14 protein-coding genes are annotated in these 18547 nt (G+C 48.4%); 5 read left to right on the plus strand and 9 right to left on the minus strand.

Annotated features, from left to right (window positions below; all coding sequences use genetic code 11):
• Window positions 1-40: 40 nt before the first annotated feature.
• Both aceB and F0316_RS10215 read right to left on the minus strand, forming a co-directional pair.
• Window positions 41-1678, minus strand: coding sequence for a malate synthase A (aceB, locus tag F0316_RS10210; RefSeq protein WP_000026559.1), 1638 nt, complete (start codon window positions 1676-1678; stop codon window positions 41-43).
• Between the two features lie 583 nt (window positions 1679-2261).
• Window positions 2262-3167: a hydrogen peroxide-inducible genes activator gene (locus F0316_RS10215; RefSeq protein WP_001045922.1), complete on the minus strand. Its 906-nt coding sequence runs from the start codon at window positions 3165-3167 to the stop codon at window positions 2262-2264.
• A 221-nt stretch (window positions 3168-3388) separates the two neighbouring features.
• On the opposite strand from F0316_RS10215, the gene F0316_RS10220 reads away from it, so the two are divergent.
• From F0316_RS10220 to ppk2, 3 genes are all read left to right on the plus strand, one after another.
• Entirely contained in the window at window positions 3389-3994 is a 606-nt protein-coding gene (locus tag F0316_RS10220; protein ID WP_000244647.1) for a peroxiredoxin C, read from the plus strand.
• 334 nt (window positions 3995-4328) lie between these two features.
• Window positions 4329-5093 carry a copper homeostasis protein CutC gene (locus F0316_RS10225; RefSeq protein WP_149560465.1) on the plus strand — a complete coding sequence of 255 codons (765 nt, stop codon included), beginning with the start codon at window positions 4329-4331 and terminating at the stop codon, window positions 5091-5093.
• A 202-nt stretch (window positions 5094-5295) separates the two neighbouring features.
• Entirely contained in the window at window positions 5296-6072 is a 777-nt protein-coding gene (ppk2, locus tag F0316_RS10230) for a polyphosphate kinase 2 (protein WP_001086037.1), read from the plus strand.
• A 60-nt stretch (window positions 6073-6132) separates the two neighbouring features.
• Here ppk2 and phoU read toward each other — a convergent pair whose 3' ends face one another.
• Genes phoU through F0316_RS10250 form a run of 4 tightly spaced genes read right to left on the minus strand, consistent with a single transcriptional unit; the run spans window position 6133 to window position 11552 of the window.
• Complete coding sequence (gene phoU, locus F0316_RS10235) at window positions 6133-6843, minus strand: phosphate signaling complex protein PhoU (RefSeq protein ID WP_001159461.1); 711 nt, start codon at window positions 6841-6843, stop codon at window positions 6133-6135.
• A 33-nt stretch (window positions 6844-6876) separates the two neighbouring features.
• A complete protein-coding gene (gene pstB / locus F0316_RS10240; protein ID WP_000286625.1) occupies window positions 6877-7698 on the minus strand; it encodes a phosphate ABC transporter ATP-binding protein PstB in 822 nt (273 codons plus the stop codon).
• A 2-nt stretch (window positions 7699-7700) separates the two neighbouring features.
• The gene (pstA, locus tag F0316_RS10245; RefSeq protein WP_116672075.1) at window positions 7701-9347 is read right to left on the minus strand and encodes a phosphate ABC transporter permease PstA; all 1647 of its coding nucleotides are present in this window, start codon (window positions 9345-9347) and stop codon (window positions 7701-7703) included.
• A 9-nt stretch (window positions 9348-9356) separates the two neighbouring features.
• On the minus strand, window positions 9357-11552 hold the full coding sequence (locus F0316_RS10250; RefSeq protein WP_033930714.1) for an ABC transporter permease subunit: 2196 nt from the start codon (window positions 11550-11552) through the stop codon (window positions 9357-9359).
• Window positions 11553-11750: 198 nt separating this feature from the next.
• Here F0316_RS10250 and ppk1 point away from each other — a divergent pair, with 198 nt between their 5' ends.
• A complete protein-coding gene (gene ppk1 / locus F0316_RS10255; protein ID WP_001271572.1) occupies window positions 11751-13856 on the plus strand; it encodes a polyphosphate kinase 1 in 2106 nt (701 codons plus the stop codon).
• The gene (ppx, locus tag F0316_RS10260) at window positions 13837-15339 is read left to right on the plus strand and encodes an exopolyphosphatase (RefSeq protein ID WP_000214489.1); all 1503 of its coding nucleotides are present in this window, start codon (window positions 13837-13839) and stop codon (window positions 15337-15339) included. The genes ppk1 and ppx overlap by 20 nt, the downstream gene beginning before the upstream one ends.
• A 67-nt stretch (window positions 15340-15406) precedes the next feature.
• On the opposite strand, the gene F0316_RS10265 is transcribed toward ppx, so the two are convergent.
• From F0316_RS10265 to phoB, 3 genes are read right to left on the minus strand one after another with little or no spacing between them, the layout of a single operon-like run.
• Window positions 15407-16375, minus strand: coding sequence for a PstS family phosphate ABC transporter substrate-binding protein (locus tag F0316_RS10265; RefSeq protein ID WP_000952782.1), 969 nt, complete (start codon window positions 16373-16375; stop codon window positions 15407-15409).
• Window positions 16376-16380: 5 nt separating this feature from the next.
• The gene (gene phoR, locus F0316_RS10270; RefSeq protein ID WP_000230249.1) at window positions 16381-17682 is read right to left on the minus strand and encodes a phosphate regulon sensor histidine kinase PhoR; all 1302 of its coding nucleotides are present in this window, start codon (window positions 17680-17682) and stop codon (window positions 16381-16383) included.
• Window positions 17683-17703: 21 nt separating this feature from the next.
• Window positions 17704-18393, minus strand: a complete 690-nt coding sequence (gene phoB / locus F0316_RS10275) for a phosphate regulon transcriptional regulator PhoB (RefSeq protein WP_000091117.1) — start codon at window positions 18391-18393, stop codon at window positions 17704-17706.
• Between the last annotated feature and the right edge of the window lie 154 nt (window positions 18394-18547).

Genomic DNA, 18547 nt, shown 5'->3' on the forward strand with positions numbered 1-18547 from the left:
TGATCGTAAAGTGGTTTCACGTTACTGGTGTTATAGAGGCCTACGGCAAGTAGTCGTAGCCCGGTATGGTTAAGAAATTCGGTAGCTCTTGGCTGGTCGTTAAGCGCTCCATCAATTCGGCCGCTTCAGTAAAACGCCCTTGTGCAAAACGGGACTCACCCACTTCGCTTTTCACCACCTCAATCTCTTGTTTGAGGTAGTCGCGAAACAGTTCGTTAGTGACCACTTGTCCGTTATCTAACGTTTTACCGTGTTGAATCCATTGCCAAATCGAAGCGCGTGAAATCTCCGCTGTCGCCGCATCTTCCATCAAGCCGTAGATCGGCACACAACCGTTACCAGAAATCCATGCTTCGATGTATTGCAACGCAACGCGAATGTTGTGGCGCATGCCATGCTCGGAGCGTGGCCCATCGCAAGGTGCCAATAGATCGGCCGCGGTTATCGGAGCATCGGCCATTCGGCTTACATTGAGTTGGTTTTTGCGCTCACCAAGCACCTCGTTAAACACCGCCATCGCGGTATCCGCTAAACCGGGGTGAGCAACCCAAGTACCATCGTGACCATTGGTCGCTTCGAGCATTTTGTCGCCGCGAATTTTTTGTAGCACTTGCTCATTGACCGCAGGATCTTTGGCTGGAATAAATGCCGCCATCCCGCCCATCGCAAACGCGCCGCGTTTATGACAGGTGTAAATCAACAAACGGGAATACGCATTGAGGAAAGGCTTATCCATGGTCACCACTTGGCGATCAGGCAATACGCGGTCAGGATGCTTTTTCAAGGTTTTGATGTAGCTGAAAATATAATCCCAGCGTCCACAGTTCAGACCGACAATGTGCTCTTTGAGTGAGAACAGAATCTCATCCATCTGAAATACCGCAGGCAGAGTTTCAATCAACACCGTTGCTTTGATGGTGCCTGTGTCTAAGCCAAAATAATCTTCCGTGAAATGGAACACGTCACTCCACCACTGCGCCTCTTGATAAGCTTGCAGCTTAGGTAGGTAGAAATAAGGGCCACTGCCTTTTTTCAACAGTGCGCGATGGTTGTTGTAAAAATAGAGCGCAAAATCGAACAGTGAACCGGGAATCGCCAAGCCGTTGTAAGTGACATGTTTTTCTTTGAGGTGCAGACCGCGCACGCGGCAGATAAGCACCGCTGGGTTGGCATTGAGCTCATAACGCTTGCCATTATCTGGGTTGGTATAGCTTATGCAGCCCAGAATCGCATCACGCAGGTTGATCTGCCCATCCAACACCTTGTCCCACGCGGGCGACATCGAATCTTCAAAGTCAGCCATAAAGACTTTCACATTCGCGTTCAGTGCATTAATCACCATTTTGCGATCGGTTGGCCCCGTGATCTCTACGCGGCGATCTTGCAGATCGTCTGGAATGCCGAGAATCTTCCAGCTTCCTTCTCGGATATCTTTGGTTTCGGCAAGAAAATCAGGTAGCTGGCCTTGGTCGATAAGCGTTTGTTTTTGTTCACGCAAGGTCAGTAATTCATCCACTCGCGGCGCAAAGCGCTCACAGAGTTGCTGTAAAAAAGTTTGGGCTTCGACAGGGAAAATCGCTTGATGTTCGGGTGAAAGGGTACCCACCACAGCAAGCTTGCCTTGGGTGATTTTGGTTTCCGTGGTGTGTTGGGTTAATTCAGCAGTATTGATTGACATAAATTCCTTCCTTGAAACACTCACCAAGAACATTTGTAACTTTAAAACTACAAATTTTCATTATTCAGTTGGCTTATCCGTTGTGATTTAAAGTCACTTAAATTGCGCACTTTTGCAAGACTCCGGGCACTAGACATAAGTCTTAACAACGCCAATAAACCTTAACCTACAAAGCACCAACAAGAAAGAGCAAAAGTTAACCCCAGGTTAAATTCGAAGTTTTATTCGGTTGCCACCCCCACACAATTCACACACCAAAATCCGTAAGTTGTTACGTAATTTAATTACACAAAAATTGACATTGAAAATAGCACTTAAACAAGTGTTTAAATTTATCCTTACGGTATAAAAGGTCGGAATGACTGGCTTAGAGCGGAACCCATCGTCTGTAATTAAAACAGCGTTACGGTCAGGATATGTAAAATTCACATTGTGAATATTTACAATTTTATGAAAGCCCCACCAATTTTGACTTGTGAAATTTCACAATTAAAAAATTACTAACCACATAAAATGCTAAAAAGCGCATCGCTAACAATGCGCTTTCACTAGTCCATAGCAGACTTATCACTACGACCAATCGCTATAACAGCTCAGCCACTATCTCAGCTAACTGGCGAAAAGTGTGAATTCGGGAAGAACTTGGACGCCACACTAGGCCGATTTCTCGGTAAGCTTTTTGTCCAGGAGGGTCGATCACCACCAGGTTTTGATTATCCAGCAAACCGTGGTCGATGGCCATTTGCGGAATAAAAGTGGTACCTAAGCCATTGGCCACCATTTGCACTAAGGTATGCAAACTGGTCGCGGTAAATGGATTAATCTTCTCTTTATCGGTGAGCTTACAAGCCGATACAGCATGTTCAGTTAAACAGTGCTCGTTTTCGAGTAAAAACACCGATTCATCGGGTAGATCTGCGTAGCGGATCGGCACACGGATCTGATTAACTTGGTTACGGCTTATCACCATACGAAACGGATCTTGCCCCACCACATAGCTCTCCATATTGCCAATATCGACGGGTAAGGCGAGGATCAACACATCCAGTTCACCACTGCGCAAGGCGGAGAGCAGATTTGCCGTGGTATCTTCGCGCAACAATAAGTGCAATTTGGGGTAACGCTGGTTAATCTCTTGGACTAAATCACACAACAAAAACGGCGCAATGGTTGGAATGCACCCCAAACGCAATTGCCCTTCCATGGTGTCACCTTGGCACAACTTGCCAAGCTCGACTAAATCTTGCCCCTTGGCGAGCAATTCTCGCCCCTGCTTGACCACCAACTCTCCGACCCGAGTAAATACCAGAGGGCTTTTCTTATCTTGCTTTTCATACAAGGAACAGCCGATCAACTCTTCAAGGTTTTGAATGCCTTTACTTAAGGTCGATTGACTGACAAAGCAACGCTCAGCCGCCTCACTAAAATGGCGGGTTTCATAAAGTGTCACCAAATAAGATAACTGCTTGAGGCTTGGCCATTTATTCATACATCTTCCATCCTCTCATCAAAAACCGCGCTAAAAACATCATGGTACCTAGGCACTACTGACCTCACCGAGACTTATCGCTTTTTTCGATTAACTTAATCTAATTAATTCATTTTTTACTTTGTCTACTTTGTACTATATTTCTCCTCGTTATTCACGGACTGAATTATGAACTCAACGCACATAGTTCAGTACTTACAAAATTGCTTAGGAGCAAAAAAATGGTACTAGTTGGTCGCAAAGCCCCTGATTTTACTGCAGCTGCTGTTCTTGGTAACGGTGAAATCGTTGATAACTTCAACTTCGCAGAATTTACAAAAGGTAAGAAAGCGGTTGTTTTCTTCTACCCACTAGACTTCACTTTCGTTTGCCCATCTGAACTGATTGCATTCGACAACCGTTACGAAGACTTCCTTGCTAAAGGTGTAGAAGTGATCGGTGTTTCTATCGACTCTCAGTTCTCTCACAACGCATGGCGTAACACTGCTGTTGAAAACGGCGGTATCGGTCAAGTGAAATATCCACTGGTTGCAGACGTTAAACACGAAATCTGTAAAGCTTACGATGTTGAGCACCCAGAAGCTGGCGTGGCTTTCCGTGGTTCATTCCTGATCGACGAAGAAGGCATGGTTCGTCACCAAGTAGTGAACGATCTGCCACTGGGTCGTAACATCGACGAAATGCTACGTATGGTTGATGCACTGAACTTCCACCAAACTCACGGTGAAGTGTGCCCAGCACAATGGGAAGCAGGCAAAGCAGGTATGGAAGCATCTCCAAAAGGCGTTGCAGCATTCCTGTCTCAATACTCAGCTGACCTAAAATAAGACTCTTAACCCCGCGCTCAACACGGGTGGTTGGAAATAATAAAGCGAAAACGCTACGCCAATCAGTTAAGAAGTAAAGTCATCAAAAGCCCAAAGCACTGCTTTGGGCTTTTTCTATTCTTCATTTCACCGAATCTGTCCCACACTTAAACGAGATGACTTGCTATGTAGTGGCAGCTAAGCAGCAGGAATGGGATATCCCTCCTGCAGCTTCAAGTAGGAAGGGTATAAATGGGTAATTCGGGTCTTAAACTTTACCCCTATTCTTGCGCATTCTGCGCGATGTCTGCTGCTATGATACTGCCATTTCCTTTATCCAACCGGAGTTAACCTGATGAAATATCAAGTTGAAGTCTGTATCGACAATATTGAATCCCTGCATAACGCCATCGCGGGAGGCGCAACCCGTATTGAGCTTTGTTCATCCCTTGCGCTAGGTGGATTAACCCCTAGCGCCGGGTTGATGTACAGCGCAGGCAGAGTGTCACCGATTCCGGTTTACGCCATGATAAGACCAAGAGAAGGGGATTTTTTCTATCACGATGATGAACTCAGCATCATGGCGCAGGACATTCGTACGGCGCATCAAGCAAACTTACAAGGCGTGGTACTAGGGTTACTCAATGCCGATGGCACGATTGATGTGAAACGCAGCAAACCTTTAATCGAACTTGCTCACTCCCTCGGGTTAGGTGTGACGTTTCACCGCGCATTTGACCACTGTGTAAACCCTGAACACGCATTAGAAGAGATCATTGCGCTCGGTTGTGAACGCATTTTGACCTCAGGCTTGGCGCGCAACGCTTATCTGGGTGTTGAACGTTTAGCACAACTGGTCAAACAGAGTGCTGGGCGCATTTCAATCATGGCAGGCGCTGGGGTTAATGCGCAGAATGTGGCTGAAATTGCGTTAGCCACCGGGGTCAATGAGCTGCATTTATCCGCAAAAACCACGCGTCCGAGCGAGATGCTGTTTATTCGCTCGGAGAGCAAAATGGGCGCGGCGGACTGTGATGATTTTATTATCCCGGTGACCAGCCGCGATGCGTTACAGCAAACCGTACACGCTCTGGCGGCACTCAATTCTGTCCTACATTAATGATGTATACCCAAACGACTTGGCGTTGCAGGTAGGCGGCAAGTGAGTTCATCCCCATGAGCATAAATAAACGATGTGATTGGGGTGAACGAACGTAGCCAACACCGCTGCAGCTTCAAGTAGGAAGGGGAAAATACGATCATCCGCCACGGAACTTCGCCGCTCCCACTGCTATGCTTAACCTAGCAAAGGAGAGAATGCGATGGCGAAATTGGATAAGAAAGTCTACGAACGTGAATTAGAGCTGCTGCAAATTGAGCTAGTCAAACTGCAAGAGTGGGTGAAACAAGAAAAGCTCAAGCTAGTGGTGATTTTTGAAGGACGCGATGCCGCGGGAAAAGGTGGGGTGATCAAAACCATCACCGAGAAACTCAATCCGCGGATCTGCCGTGTGGCCGCCCTCCCTGCCCCCACCGAAAAAGAGAAAACCCAATGGTATTTTCAGCGCTACGTCGCCCATCTTCCGGCCGGTGGTGAAATTGTCTTGTTTGACCGCAGTTGGTACAACCGCGCGGGAGTCGAAAAGGTGATGGGCTTTTGCAGCGATGAAGAGTATCAAGAATTTCTGCGCTCTTGCCCTGAATTTGAACGCATGCTGCAACGTTCTGGGATCATCTTACTCAAATACTGGTTTTCAGTATCCGATGAAGAGCAAGAGCGGCGCTTTATCGAGCGGATTAATACGCCACTCAAACGCTGGAAATTCAGTCCAATGGATCTCGAGTCTCGTCAGCGCTGGGCAGCCTATTCGAGAGCTAAAGATGAGATGTTTGCTTACACCGATACCAAACACTGCCCATGGTGGGTGGTGCCTTCGGATGACAAAAAGCGCGCTCGCCTCAACTGCATCAGCCACCTACTCAGTAGTGTTGAGTATCAAGAGATTGAGCATGCGCCGATCACTCTGCCGGAAATCAATAAGCAAGGTTACGTACGCCCCCCCATCGAAGACCAAACCTTTGTTCCACAGCGCTACTAATTCTCTACCTACAAACTCCGTCAATTTGCTGCTCAACGGCAAGTTGACGGACAGCGCCGCTTACAAACTCGGCTTTTTTAGCACATCGTCGATCCCTTGATCGCCAAGATGGCGCACATCCTTACCTTTCACAAAGTAGATGATGTATTCGCAGATGTTTTGACAGCGATCGCCAACTCGCTCAATCGCACGCGCCGACCAGATAACTTGCAGAATATGTGGAATGTTTTTCGGATCTTCCATCATGTAGGTCATCAACTGACGTACGACTGCTTCGTACTCTTTATCCAACCTATCATCTTGTTTATAGATTTCCGCTGCGGCTTCTACATCCATCCGTGCAAACGCATCAAGCACTTGATGCAACATGGCAATCGCTTGGCGACACAAAGGTTCAAGTGAAACTTGGAATTGGTGCTGTTTGGCCGGTGGACGTTCGATGGCGATATAAGCCATCTTAGTCGCAGAATCGCCAATCCGTTCCAGATCGGTAATGGTTTTGATGATCGCCATAATAAGGCGCAAATCTTTAGCGGTCGGCTGACGTTTGGCAATAATGCGCGTACACGCCTCATCAATCGAGACTTCCATCGCATTGACTTTGTGATCGTCGGCAATCACACGGCGCGCCAGTTTTTCATCATCTTCATGCAAGGCCTGCATGGCTAAAGTCAACTGCTGCTCAACCAAGCCGCCCATAGTCAATACTTGGCTACGAATGGACTCCAATTCCACATTGAACTGACCTGAAATATGTCGACCGAACTGCATGGCATATCCTTACTAAACTGGCTGAAAAAGTGCTTAACCGTATCGCCCCGTAATGTAGTCTTCGGTTTGCTTTTTCAATGGTGACGTGAAAATAGAGTCCGTATCTGCGTACTCGATCAACTTTCCCATATGGATAAAGGCGGTGTGATCGCTCACGCGCGCCGCTTGCTGCATGTTGTGAGTGACGATGACCACGGTATATTTGGTTTTGAGATCGTGGATCAGCTCTTCAATGGTCAAGGTCGAGATAGGATCAAGCGCTGAGGTTGGCTCATCAAGAAGCAACACTTCAGGTTCAATCGCGATCGCACGGGCAATCACCAAACGTTGCTGTTGCCCACCCGATAAACCAAATGCATTTTCGTGCAAACGATGTTTGACTTCATCCCACAACGCCGCCGCACGCAGAGATTGCTCCGCCGCATCATCTAACGCACGGCTATTTTTAATCCCCTGCAAACGCAGTCCATACACCACGTTTTCATAAATCGATTTAGGAAAGGGATTCGGGCGCTGAAACACCATCCCGACCCGGCGGCGCAGCGTTGGCACATCCACATCCGGATGATAGATGTTTTTGCCATGCAATTTCACCTCACCTTCAACACGCGTTCCTTCCACCAGATCGTTCATCCGGTTAATGCAGCGCAAAAGCGTCGATTTACCACAGCCGGAGGGGCCGATAAACGCCGTAACCTGACCTTTGGGGATACGCATGGAAATATCACTCAAGGCGCGACTTTGCTGGTAATACAGGCTTAAGTGCTCAATCGAAATCGCCGTCTGCTGATCGGTAAGATTATTCACGTCCAGCGGCGGTACATAGTAGCCCAAAGTAGGATTGGCGGAGTACATAACTAGTCTTGCCCCAAAGTTCGGTATTTTTCGCGTAAGTTATTACGAATACTGATCGCAGTTAAGTTGAGCGCCACAATCACAGTGACCAATAAAAATGAAGTGGCGTACACCAGTGGTCGTGCCGCTTCAATATTGTTGGTTTGAAAACCGATATCGTAAATATGGAAACCTAAATGCATAAATTTGCGTTCAAGATGGATGAAGGGAAATTCCCCATCCACAGGCAAACTGGAAGCCAATTTCACCGCACCGACCAGCATCAGCGGAGCCACTTCACCGGCTGCGCGGGCGATCGCCAAAATCAATCCGGTGATGATCGCAGGGCTTGCCATAGGTAGCACAATACGCCAAATGGTTTCAAACTGGGTAGCGCCTAGTGCTAATGATCCATGGCGCACCGAAATCGGAATGCGTGATAAGCCCTCTTCCGTCGCCACAATCACCACAGGCAGCGTCAACACGGCTAACGTCAGAGCAGACCAAAGCAGCCCAGGTGTCCCGAAGGTCGGAGTGGGCAAACGCTCAGCATAAAAAAGGTTATCAACCGAAGCGCCTATGGTGTAAACAAAAAAGCCGAGGCCAAACACCCCATATACGATGGAAGGTACCCCCGCTAAGTTGATCACCGCGACTCGAATTATCCGAGTAAACGCGCCCTCTTGCGCGTATTCATGCAGATAGATAGCTGCTATCACGCCTAAAGGCATGACGATGATCGACATGATGATCACCAGAAACACCGTTCCAAAAATGGCCGGAAACACGCCCCCTTCCGAGTTTGACTCCCGTGGTGATTCCGATAAAAAGCGCCACGCTTGCTTGCCCCACTCCGCGAGTTTTTGGGCAAAATTCATATCATTGGGATACCAGAAATCCAAGATTTCACTTAGTGGGACGGAGACGGTCTCTCCTTGCATATCAACAAGATAGAGAAATTGCTTTTCTAACGGTGCACGGAGCGCATCTAACTCAGTCTGAACCTGTGCGAGCTCTTTCTCTAAACGGCTTTTGCTTAACACGTAGTGTTGTAAAAACTCATCACTGAGCTGATTATTCAATTGCTTACGGCGTTTTTCCAAGCGCAACCTTTCTAACTGGCTACTGATCACCCGCACTTGCTGTTCAACCATCTTATCCACTTGATCGCGAATGGTTTCTGCCTCTAACAATGCTTGACGCAGATGACGCTCTAGCGGCAGATCCAGCTCGCCAGTCGTAGAATCGAAGCGAAGCGGTTTACCAAACAGTTGCCCGCCTCGGCTGCGCTCAATCACCGCCCAACCTTGTGGCGCGCCTTTAAATTCGGTTTCAAACTCAAGTAAAGCAATAAAATCAGATCCATACAGATCCCGATTAGCGACTTTGATATTGAGCCGTGTCGCCAACCCTGCCGCTTGCACTTTTTCTGGTAGCGGTAAATTCATCTCTTTTAAATGGCTAACCGGCACACTTTCACGAGCGTACAGTTGACCCACCACGGTTTTTCCATCGGGGGTTTGCCATTGCAGCAAGGGCGCTGGCCAGAAATAGGTTAAGCCACGCCAACCAATCACCAGTAATAGGCCAAGTACAGCAATCAAGCTGACGCTGACGGCTCCTCCTGTCAGCCAGATCCACGGAGCACCGGATTTAAACCAATTCAACATATTGCTCCATCATAAAGAACGGTATTTTTCTCGTAGCCGTTGACGAACCCATTCCGCTAGGGAATTCACCGCAAACGTAAAGGTCAGCAGCAGCAGCGCGGCCAAAAATAGGATACGGAAATGGGCGCTTTGCACTTCCGATTCTGGCAGTTCAACAGCAATCGTCGCCGATAAGGTTCGCATGCCTTCAAAAATATTCCAATCCAACAACGGGGTATTACCCGTGGCCATCAGCACTATCATGGTCTCACCGACGGCACGCCCGAGCCCCATCATGATCGCCGAAAAAATCCCAGGGCTTGCCGTAAGCAGTACCACATAAATCAAGGTCTGCCATGGTGTCGCCCCCAGCGCCAAAGAGCCATCTGACAGATGTTTCGGCACTGAGAAAATCGCATCTTCCGCAATGGTAAAAATGGTTGGGATCACCGCAAACCCCATCGCAAAACCAACAACAAGCGCATTGCGCTGATCGTAACCGATACCGTGCTGCGCTAAATACACGCGCAGATCACCCGCAAACAGAGCGTTTTCCAGCTCACCACTGTAAGACAGAATCAGGGCTGATATACCAATCAACACTGGGATTAAAATCAGCGCATGCCAACCACTGGGGATACGGCGCAGCCAAGCTTTGGGTAAGCGCGACCAAATGAACCCGAGCACTATGGTTGAAGGCGGTAACAAAATCATCAGCGCCAATACTGCGGGCAAATGGCTCTCCACAAACGGCGCAAACCATAAACCCGCGAGGAAGCCGATAATCACCGTGGGTAGAGCTTCCATCAATTCAATGGTCGGTTTCACCACGCGGCGCATCGAAGGCGTCATAAAATAGGCGGTATAAATCGCCCCTAAGACCGCAATCGGCATCGCAAACAACATGGCAAAGGCAGCGGCTTTTAAGGTGCCAAAAGCAATCGGCACTAAACTAAACTTAGCTTCAAAATCGTCCGTTGCTGCAGTGGATTGCCAAACAAACTCTGGTTCAGGGTAACTTTCGTACCACACTTTTTGCCACAACGCAGAAAAGGAGACTTCAGGGTTTCGGTTTTCCACCTGCGCTAACCGAATTTTCCCTTGGTCATAACTCGCCAAATACGCTTGATTCTCTGACATCGCCACCAACTGTGGCGCTCGTTGATAAGCACGCTCAAACAGCACCAACTTTTCACTCGTGGTGTAATGGCTTTGCAAAGTGCCATTGCGATAGAAGCTGTAGAAACCTTTCGTGTTGGTGTCGGGCAACAAAAACTGCACTTCTGAGGCGAGCTTAAAATTGCGGATATGGGTTAAATGACGCTGACCATCGCGCAGCACATCAAACCATTGTGACACCAGACCATCTTCGTGCACCGCCAGTAAAGAGAACGCCCCTGATAACAAATAGAGTTGCGTGACTTGATGACGGCTATCGCCTTCACTGAGATCGACGATTTCGCGGATCTGATAACCCTGCTTATCCAGTAATGCGACGACAAGCTCAGATCGGGTACGCAAATACAGGGTCTTACCATCTGGGGTCAGCAATAACTGGCTGAGGTCGCTGAACGGCACACTCAAACTAAGACGGCTAATCTCTTGTTGTGTCGCGCGATCCAAACGCAAAATCTGGATCTGCTGCGCGTTATCGTACGTGGCAAAAATAAGCGCTTCCGCAGTCAAGGCAAAAGCGAATTGTTGCAGAGGCTGCTCACTTAAGCGGAACGCTTCCGGCAAGGCTAAACGTTCTAAGCTCGGGGTGAATTCACGCCCCTGAGCTGTCATTGAATGGGAGAGCTGCGGATGCACAACGGCCACATGGTTATCCTGATCTACCAAGGCAAACCAACCTTGAGCAGCGGGTGTTTGTGCCCACAATACAGGCGTAAAGCCTAACGATTGGGTCTGAATAGGTTGATCGCTGGCGGATCGTAATGACCAAAACTGCCCAACGCCATCATTTGACATCAAAAACGCGTTTTCACCGTAAGCACCTATGGTCATCAGTAACGGATCTGTTGTTGATACCGTCTTAACCGCAATGTCACCACGCCATTTCGCATCGCCAAACAGTGGCACCACAACCATGGCTAAATAGATAAAAATCAGTACCAAAGCTCCCAACACACTGACGCCACCACAAGTCACTGCAAAACGCACCACACGGTCTTTCACTAACCGCGCGCGATCACGTTCTTTCAATGAAAATGGCTGTCTGACCATGCTTGAGATTACCTATAGTTTTGGGGAGTGTCATAATATTGCGGTTGGGTGACAATTATATTACAGCTCACAATAAATTACTGAAATCAAAACAACTCTATGACACTAAAGGCACTGCAATAAAAGTGTCACAAAAATCACTTAGTTTGCAGCTCTTTAATGATGAAAACGTCAACTCAAAACGGCATAAGGTAAAGTATGAGTGCGGATAAGCTGTACATCGACAAGGAACTCAGTTGGCTCTCATTTAACGAGCGCGTACTACAAGAAGCGGCGGATAAAACCGTCCCGCTGATTGAGCGGATTCGTTTTCTGGGGATTTTTTCCAATAACCTCGATGAGTTTTATAAGGTGAGATTTGCTGACGTAAAACGACAAATCTTGATCAATCGAGAACGGGGGGGCAATGATATCTCCAAACACCTCCTCTCACGCATGCAAAGCAAAGCCCTCAAACTCAACCAAGACTTCGATAACCTCTACAACGAATTGATTTTAGAAATGGCCAGACGGCGCATTTTCTTAGTCAACGAAACGCAACTCGATGAAATCCAACTCAAGTGGGTGAAAAAGTATTTCCACAAGGAAGTGCTGCCGCATGTGACCCCGATCATGCTGCGTGATGACATTGATGTCATGCAGTTTTTAAAAGACGAATACGCTTACATTGCGGTCGAAATGCGCAGTGGCGATGAATTTAAATACGCGCTGATCGAGATTCCAACCGACCAACTGCCACGCTTTGTCATGCTGCCTGAGCAAAAAGGCAAACGGCGCAAAACCATTATTCTGCTCGATAACATTATTCGTCTCTGTCTGGATGAGATTTTCCGCGGTTTTTACGACTACGATACACTCAACGGTTACGCGATGAAAATGACCCGCGATGCCGAGTACGATTTGCGCCACGAAGTCGAATACAGCTTGCTTGAGCAGATGTCAGAAGGCTTAAGCCAGCGCTTAACCGCCCTTCCGGTGCGCTTTGTGTATGAGCGTGAAATGCCGGAAGCAATGCTCAAATTCTTATGCTACAAGCTGAAAATTTCCCACTACGACAGCTTGATCCCCGGTGGACGTTACCACAATTTTAAAGACTTTATTTCTTTCCCCAATGTCGGCCGAGATTATTTAGAAAACAAACCCTTGCCTCCAATGACTTGTGCTGACTTTGAAGGCTATGCCAATGCTTTTGATGCGATTCGCGCGCAAGATATCTTACTGCACTACCCTTATCACAGCTTTGAGCACATGACGGAGCTTGTGCGCCAAGCCTCTTTTGATCCGAAAGTCGTCAGTATCAAAATCAACATTTACCGCGTAGCCAAAGACTCCAAATTGATGAACTCGCTGGTCGATGCGGTGCACAACGGCAAACGTGTGGTGGTGGTGGTTGAGCTGCAAGCTCGTTTTGATGAAGAGGCCAATATCGAGTGGTCACGCATTCTGACCGATGCGGGCGTACACGTTATTTTCGGTGTGCCGGGAATGAAGATTCACGCCAAGCTCCTGCTTATTACCCGTAAAGAAGGGGATGAATTCGTTCGTTACGCGCACATTGGTACCGGCAACTTCCACGAACGTACGGCGCGCATTTACACCGACTTTGCCCTGCTCACCGCCAACCAAGAGCTCGCCGCCGAAGTCCGTGCCGTATTTGGTTACATCGAAAATCCATTCCGCCCCGTCAAGTTTAACCACCTGATCGTATCGCCGCGTAACTCACGCACCCAAATTTATCGTTTACTGGATAGTGAAATCGCCAACGCAAAAGCGGGCAAAAAAGCCGCCATCACCCTTAAAGTGAACAATCTCGTTGATAAGGGATTGATCAATAAACTGTATGGTGCAAGTGCCGCTGGAGTCAAAATCCGCATGATCATCCGCGGTATGTGCTCTTTAGTCCCCGGAGTGGAAGGGGTCAGTGACAATATTGAGATCATCAGTATTATTGACCGCTTCCTCGAACACCCTCGCGTGTTAGTGGTACATAATGATGGCAATCCACAGGTCTTTATCTCATCGGCAGACTGGATGGAGCGCAATATAGATCACCGAATTGAGGTCATGGCTCCAATTCGTGACGAACGACTCAAACAGCGTATCATTGATATCCTTAATATTCAGTTCATTGATACGGTCAAAGCGCGTCGCATCGACAAAGAGATGAGCAATCAGTACGTAGAGCGCGGTAATCGCAGAAAAGTACGCTCTCAGATTGCCATTTACGACTATCTTAAGAATGTCGAGAAGCAGACTCGTAAAGCAAAAGGGCAACAAGAAACGAATGACAACAGTAGTCAGTAACGCAAGAGAAATCGCGGCCATTGATCTGGGTTCGAACAGTTTTCATATGGTGGTCGCCAAGGTGGTCGATCAAGATCTCCAATTGATTAGCCGCCATAAGCAGCGTGTTCGTCTTGCTGCGGGCTTGGATGAACAAAAAAATCTCGATGAAGAGTCGATCCAACGTGGCTTAGAGTGTTTGGCGATGTTCGCAGAACGATTGCAAGGCTTTGAGCCACGTAATGTACGTATTGCTGCAACCCACACTCTGCGCCAAGCCAGAAATGCCAATCTGTTTATTCAACGCGCTCTCGACGTGTTGCCTTTTCCAATTGAAATCATTCCGGGCTCAGAAGAAGCCCGGTTGATTTATCTGGGGGTTGCCCATACCCAACCCCAAGCGGATTCTATGCTGGTAGTGGATATTGGCGGCGGCAGCACGGAAATGATCATCGGCAAAGGCTTTGAAGCAGAGCTGCTCAACAGTAAGCAGATGGGCTGCGTCAACTTTACCGAGCGTTACTTTGCCAACGGCAAGCTATCACGTAAAAACTTTGCCCAAGCGATTGTCGCCAGTGAGCAAAAATTAGAATCCATTGCCAGCAAATACCGTAAGAAAGGTTGGCAAATGGCGTTTGGTTCTTCCGGTACCATCAAAGCGATTCATGAAGTGTTAATCGGGCAAGGTCATGAAGATGGACTCATCACCTTTGAGCGCCTGAGCAAGTTAATTGAAAAACTCTGCGAATGGGACAGCATTGATGATTTACAACTGCCCGGCTTAACCGATGATCGTAAACCCGTGTTTGCGGCGGGCGTTGCCATTCTTTCCGCGATCTTTCATGGTTTAAACATCAAAGAGATGCATTTTTCGGATGGTGCTTTGCGCGAAGGTCTGCTGTATGAGATGGAAGATCGCTTCAAGTATTCCGATATCCGTTTACGCACGACGGAAAATCTGGCCGCCAAACATCTGGTCGATTTAGAGCATGCCGCCAAAGTCAAAGGTCACGCGCGTGAATTCTTGGCGCAAGTCGCCAATGAGTTGGGATTACCAGAAGGCAGTGAGCTGTGTGACCTGCTCGAATGGGGCGCTCTGCTACATGAAGTGGGGCTGAGCATTAACTTACAAGGTTTTCATCGTCACTCCGCGTATATTTTGCGTCATAACAACATGGCAGGTTTCAACAGCGAACAACAACTCGTGCTCTCCAATTTGGCACGTTTCCAACGTAAATCGCTGAAATTGAATGAGCTGGATGACTTTAGTCTGTTTAAGAAAAAACACATTATTGGCTTAATTCGAGTCCTACGACTGGCGATTGTGGTTAATGGGCAACGCAACGACGACCCTTTACCACCATTGACCCTATCCGCCAAAGATGATGAGTGGCGATTGGAGTGTGAACAGCCAGATTGGCTGGAAAACAATAAGTTGTTGCATGCTGACTTACAAACAGAGCAAGAATACTGGCGTGAAGTCGGCTGGCAACTGCTGTTTTAAGCCAGCCTACTCACTGCAATTCGATGAAAAACGCCCAACTCAAGTTGGGCGTTTTTCATTTCATCACTCAGTCGATGATGGGCTTAATGCCAACTTTGGCTAACTCTTGCTCTGCCACCAGCGCCGTAATCGGCAAATAGCCATCTTTCGCAACCAAGGCCTGTCCCTGGCGTGAAAACATAAAGCGAATAAATTCGCGCTCAATCGGCGACAAATCTCGGTTAGGATTTTTATTCACATACACATACAAATAGCGGGATAACGGGTAGGCTCCCGACAGAATATTGGCTTGAGTTGGCTCAACATAGTCATTCCCTTCACGCGCAATCGGCAGCAGCTTCACCCCAGAAACACGATACCCCACCCCTGAATAACCGAGCGTATTGATTGAAGAGGCAACCGACTGCACCACCGAAGCCGAGCCCGGCTGCTCATTGACTCGGTTCTGGAAATCCCCTTGGCACAGCGCGTTTTGCTTAAAATAGCCGTAGGTACCGGATACCGAGTTGCGACCAAACAGTTGAATATTGCGCTTTGCCCAATCATAAGGCAGACCAAGCTGAGACCAAGTGACAATCGGCTGAGTGGCACCACAGCGCAATGTGGCGGAAAAAATCGCATCCAGTTGCTGGAAATTCAGCCCTTTGATCGGATTATCTCGATGCACAAAAATCCCGACCGCATCAATCGCCACACGCAATGCTGTTGGCTTGTAGCCGTGCATCGCTTCAAACGCGGCAATTTCACTGCTGCGCATTGGGCGGCTCATCGGGCCAAACTGCGCCGTGCTTTCTGATAATGCTGGCGGCGCAGTTGCCGAACCCGAGGCTTGCACTTGCGCATTGACTGCAGGGTAATAGGCTTGAAACTCCTCCACCCACAGCGTAGTCATGCCCGCCAGCGTATCCGAACCGACGGACAATAGGCTGCCCGAAATACCGCTGACTTTTTCATAGTGTGGCAGCGCTTCATCCAACGCCCAAGCGGTGGATGAAACCAAAACCAATGAACTCAACCAACCAACGCGACTTAGCATGCGGCTCATCCTTTCGCCACCAACCGCTTAGGTAAAACAAACGAAAACTTACTGCCGACACCGACTTTACTGTAGATATCCAAATGCGTGTCATGGTGTGCAAGCGCGTGTTTCACGATCGCGAGTCCCAAACCACTACCGCCAGTATCACGAGAGCGGGCTTTATCGACGCGATAGAAACGCTCCGTTAAACGGTGTAAGTGTTGCGGCTCGATTCCCTCGCCTTTATCTTCCACTTCGAGGCAAGCGCCTTTGCCTGTGCGATACCAACGCACATCAATTTGCGCGCCCGGCGGGGTATATTTAACCGCGTTATACACCAGATTCGAAATCGCGCTGCGCAGCTGATCTTCATCCGCCAGCACCTTAAGGCTCTTATCCACCTCAAAATGCAGCTTATGCTGCGCCTCACCACTAAGGCTCACTGCTTCTTTTTCTAACACTTCCAACATGGCTGGCACATCGACCACTTGATCGAGTTCGACCATCGGTGATGCTTCTATTTTCGAGAGCGTCAGCAGTTGGTTCACCAAGCTATTCATCCGGTTGAGCTGCTCGGTCATCACACCATGGGCTTTACTCCACATCGGGCCCGCGAGCACATCCGGATCTTCGGTCATTTCCAGATAGCCTTGCAGCACCGTCATCGGTGTACGCAGTTCATGGGAAACGTTAGCAAAGAAATTACGGCGCATGCCTTCGAGCTGTTTAAGCTGAGTGACATCACGCACCACCATCAGGTGTTCACCTTCGGTGTACGGCACTATCCGCAGTTCCAGCATGCGATCACTATTGAGCGGCGAACGCATTTCGAGCGGATCAGTAAAATCATCTTTTTTGAGGTATTTGATAAAGTCCGGCGTACGCAGCAGGTTCGAGATAGGCTGCCCAGCATCGTCAGGCCAACGAAAACCCAGCAAATGCTGCGCAAGGCGGTTACACCACACGATATTGCCTTCGCTGCGAAACACCACCACCGCATCGGGGAGCGATTCCGCACCATTACGGAAACGGCGAATAAGATTAGTCAGTTCTTTGCGTTTTTTACGATGGCGCTGCTGCAAGCGATAAATGCCATTGAACAGCGACTCCCAATTCCCCGTTCCAGAAGGTGGGGTGAGACGTTTTTCATCCCACAACCAAGCGGAAAGGCGAATTTGATGGTTCAAATGCCAGAAAAGCTGCAAAGCCGTCGCTGCCAACAGCAGCCACGGCATACTTCCGAAAATCCATCCCACCACAACCCATGGCAAGTAAAAAAAAGCCAGCTCCCAAGCCAGCTTTTTCCATGTTAAACGTTCAACCATACTGATTTGTTCTACACCCTCTTAGGCTTTGGTTGAAAAACGATACCCCGCGCCACGCACCGTCTGGATCAGCTTATCATGTCCAGCGTCTTCTAAGGCTTTACGTAGACGACGAATGTGAACGTCTACCGTGCGATCTTCCACATACACGTTAGTGCCCCAAACATTATTCAGTAGCTGCTCGCGGCTATACACACGCTCTTGGTGCGTCATGAAGAAGTGTAACATCTTGAACTCAGTCGGTCCCATGTCCAACGGCTGATCGTTAGCGGTCACACGGTGTGAGACCGGATCTAACTTCAAACCTTGAACATCAATCACATCCTCCAACGCCGTCGGAGTGACACGGCGGATCACCGCTTTTAAACGGGCAACCAGCTCTTTAGGTGAAAATGGTTTGGTAATGTAATCATCCGCGCCCACTTCTAAGCCGCGAACTTTATCTTCTTCTTCACCGCGTGCGGTGAGCATCACTACAGGAATGTTGCGCGTCATCTCTTCGCGCTTCATATGCTTGATGAGGTTGATGCCACTACCACCAGGCAACATCCAGTCAAGCAGGACGAGATCAGGAAAAGGCTCAGCCAGCTTACTCATTGCCGAATCATAATCTTCGGCCTCAACCGCCTGATAGCCCTTTTGTTCAAGCACGAAACACAACATTTCACGAATCGGTGCTTCGTCTTCAACAACCAGAATCCTTCTAGACATAATTGATTAACCTTTGTTTTTCACCAACGCCATGCATTATGGGAAATGTTTATGACACTTTTGTGACCTTTGCAAACAAATTTTCATATAAGGTTCAGGCGAAATTCATATATCTAGACAACTCAAACAGAGTGGTGCAACAACTGGAAGATGT

It is taken from the genome of Vibrio cholerae, from assembly GCF_008369605.1.
In the GTDB taxonomy this organism is placed as follows: Bacteria; Pseudomonadota; Gammaproteobacteria; order Enterobacterales; family Vibrionaceae; genus Vibrio; species Vibrio cholerae.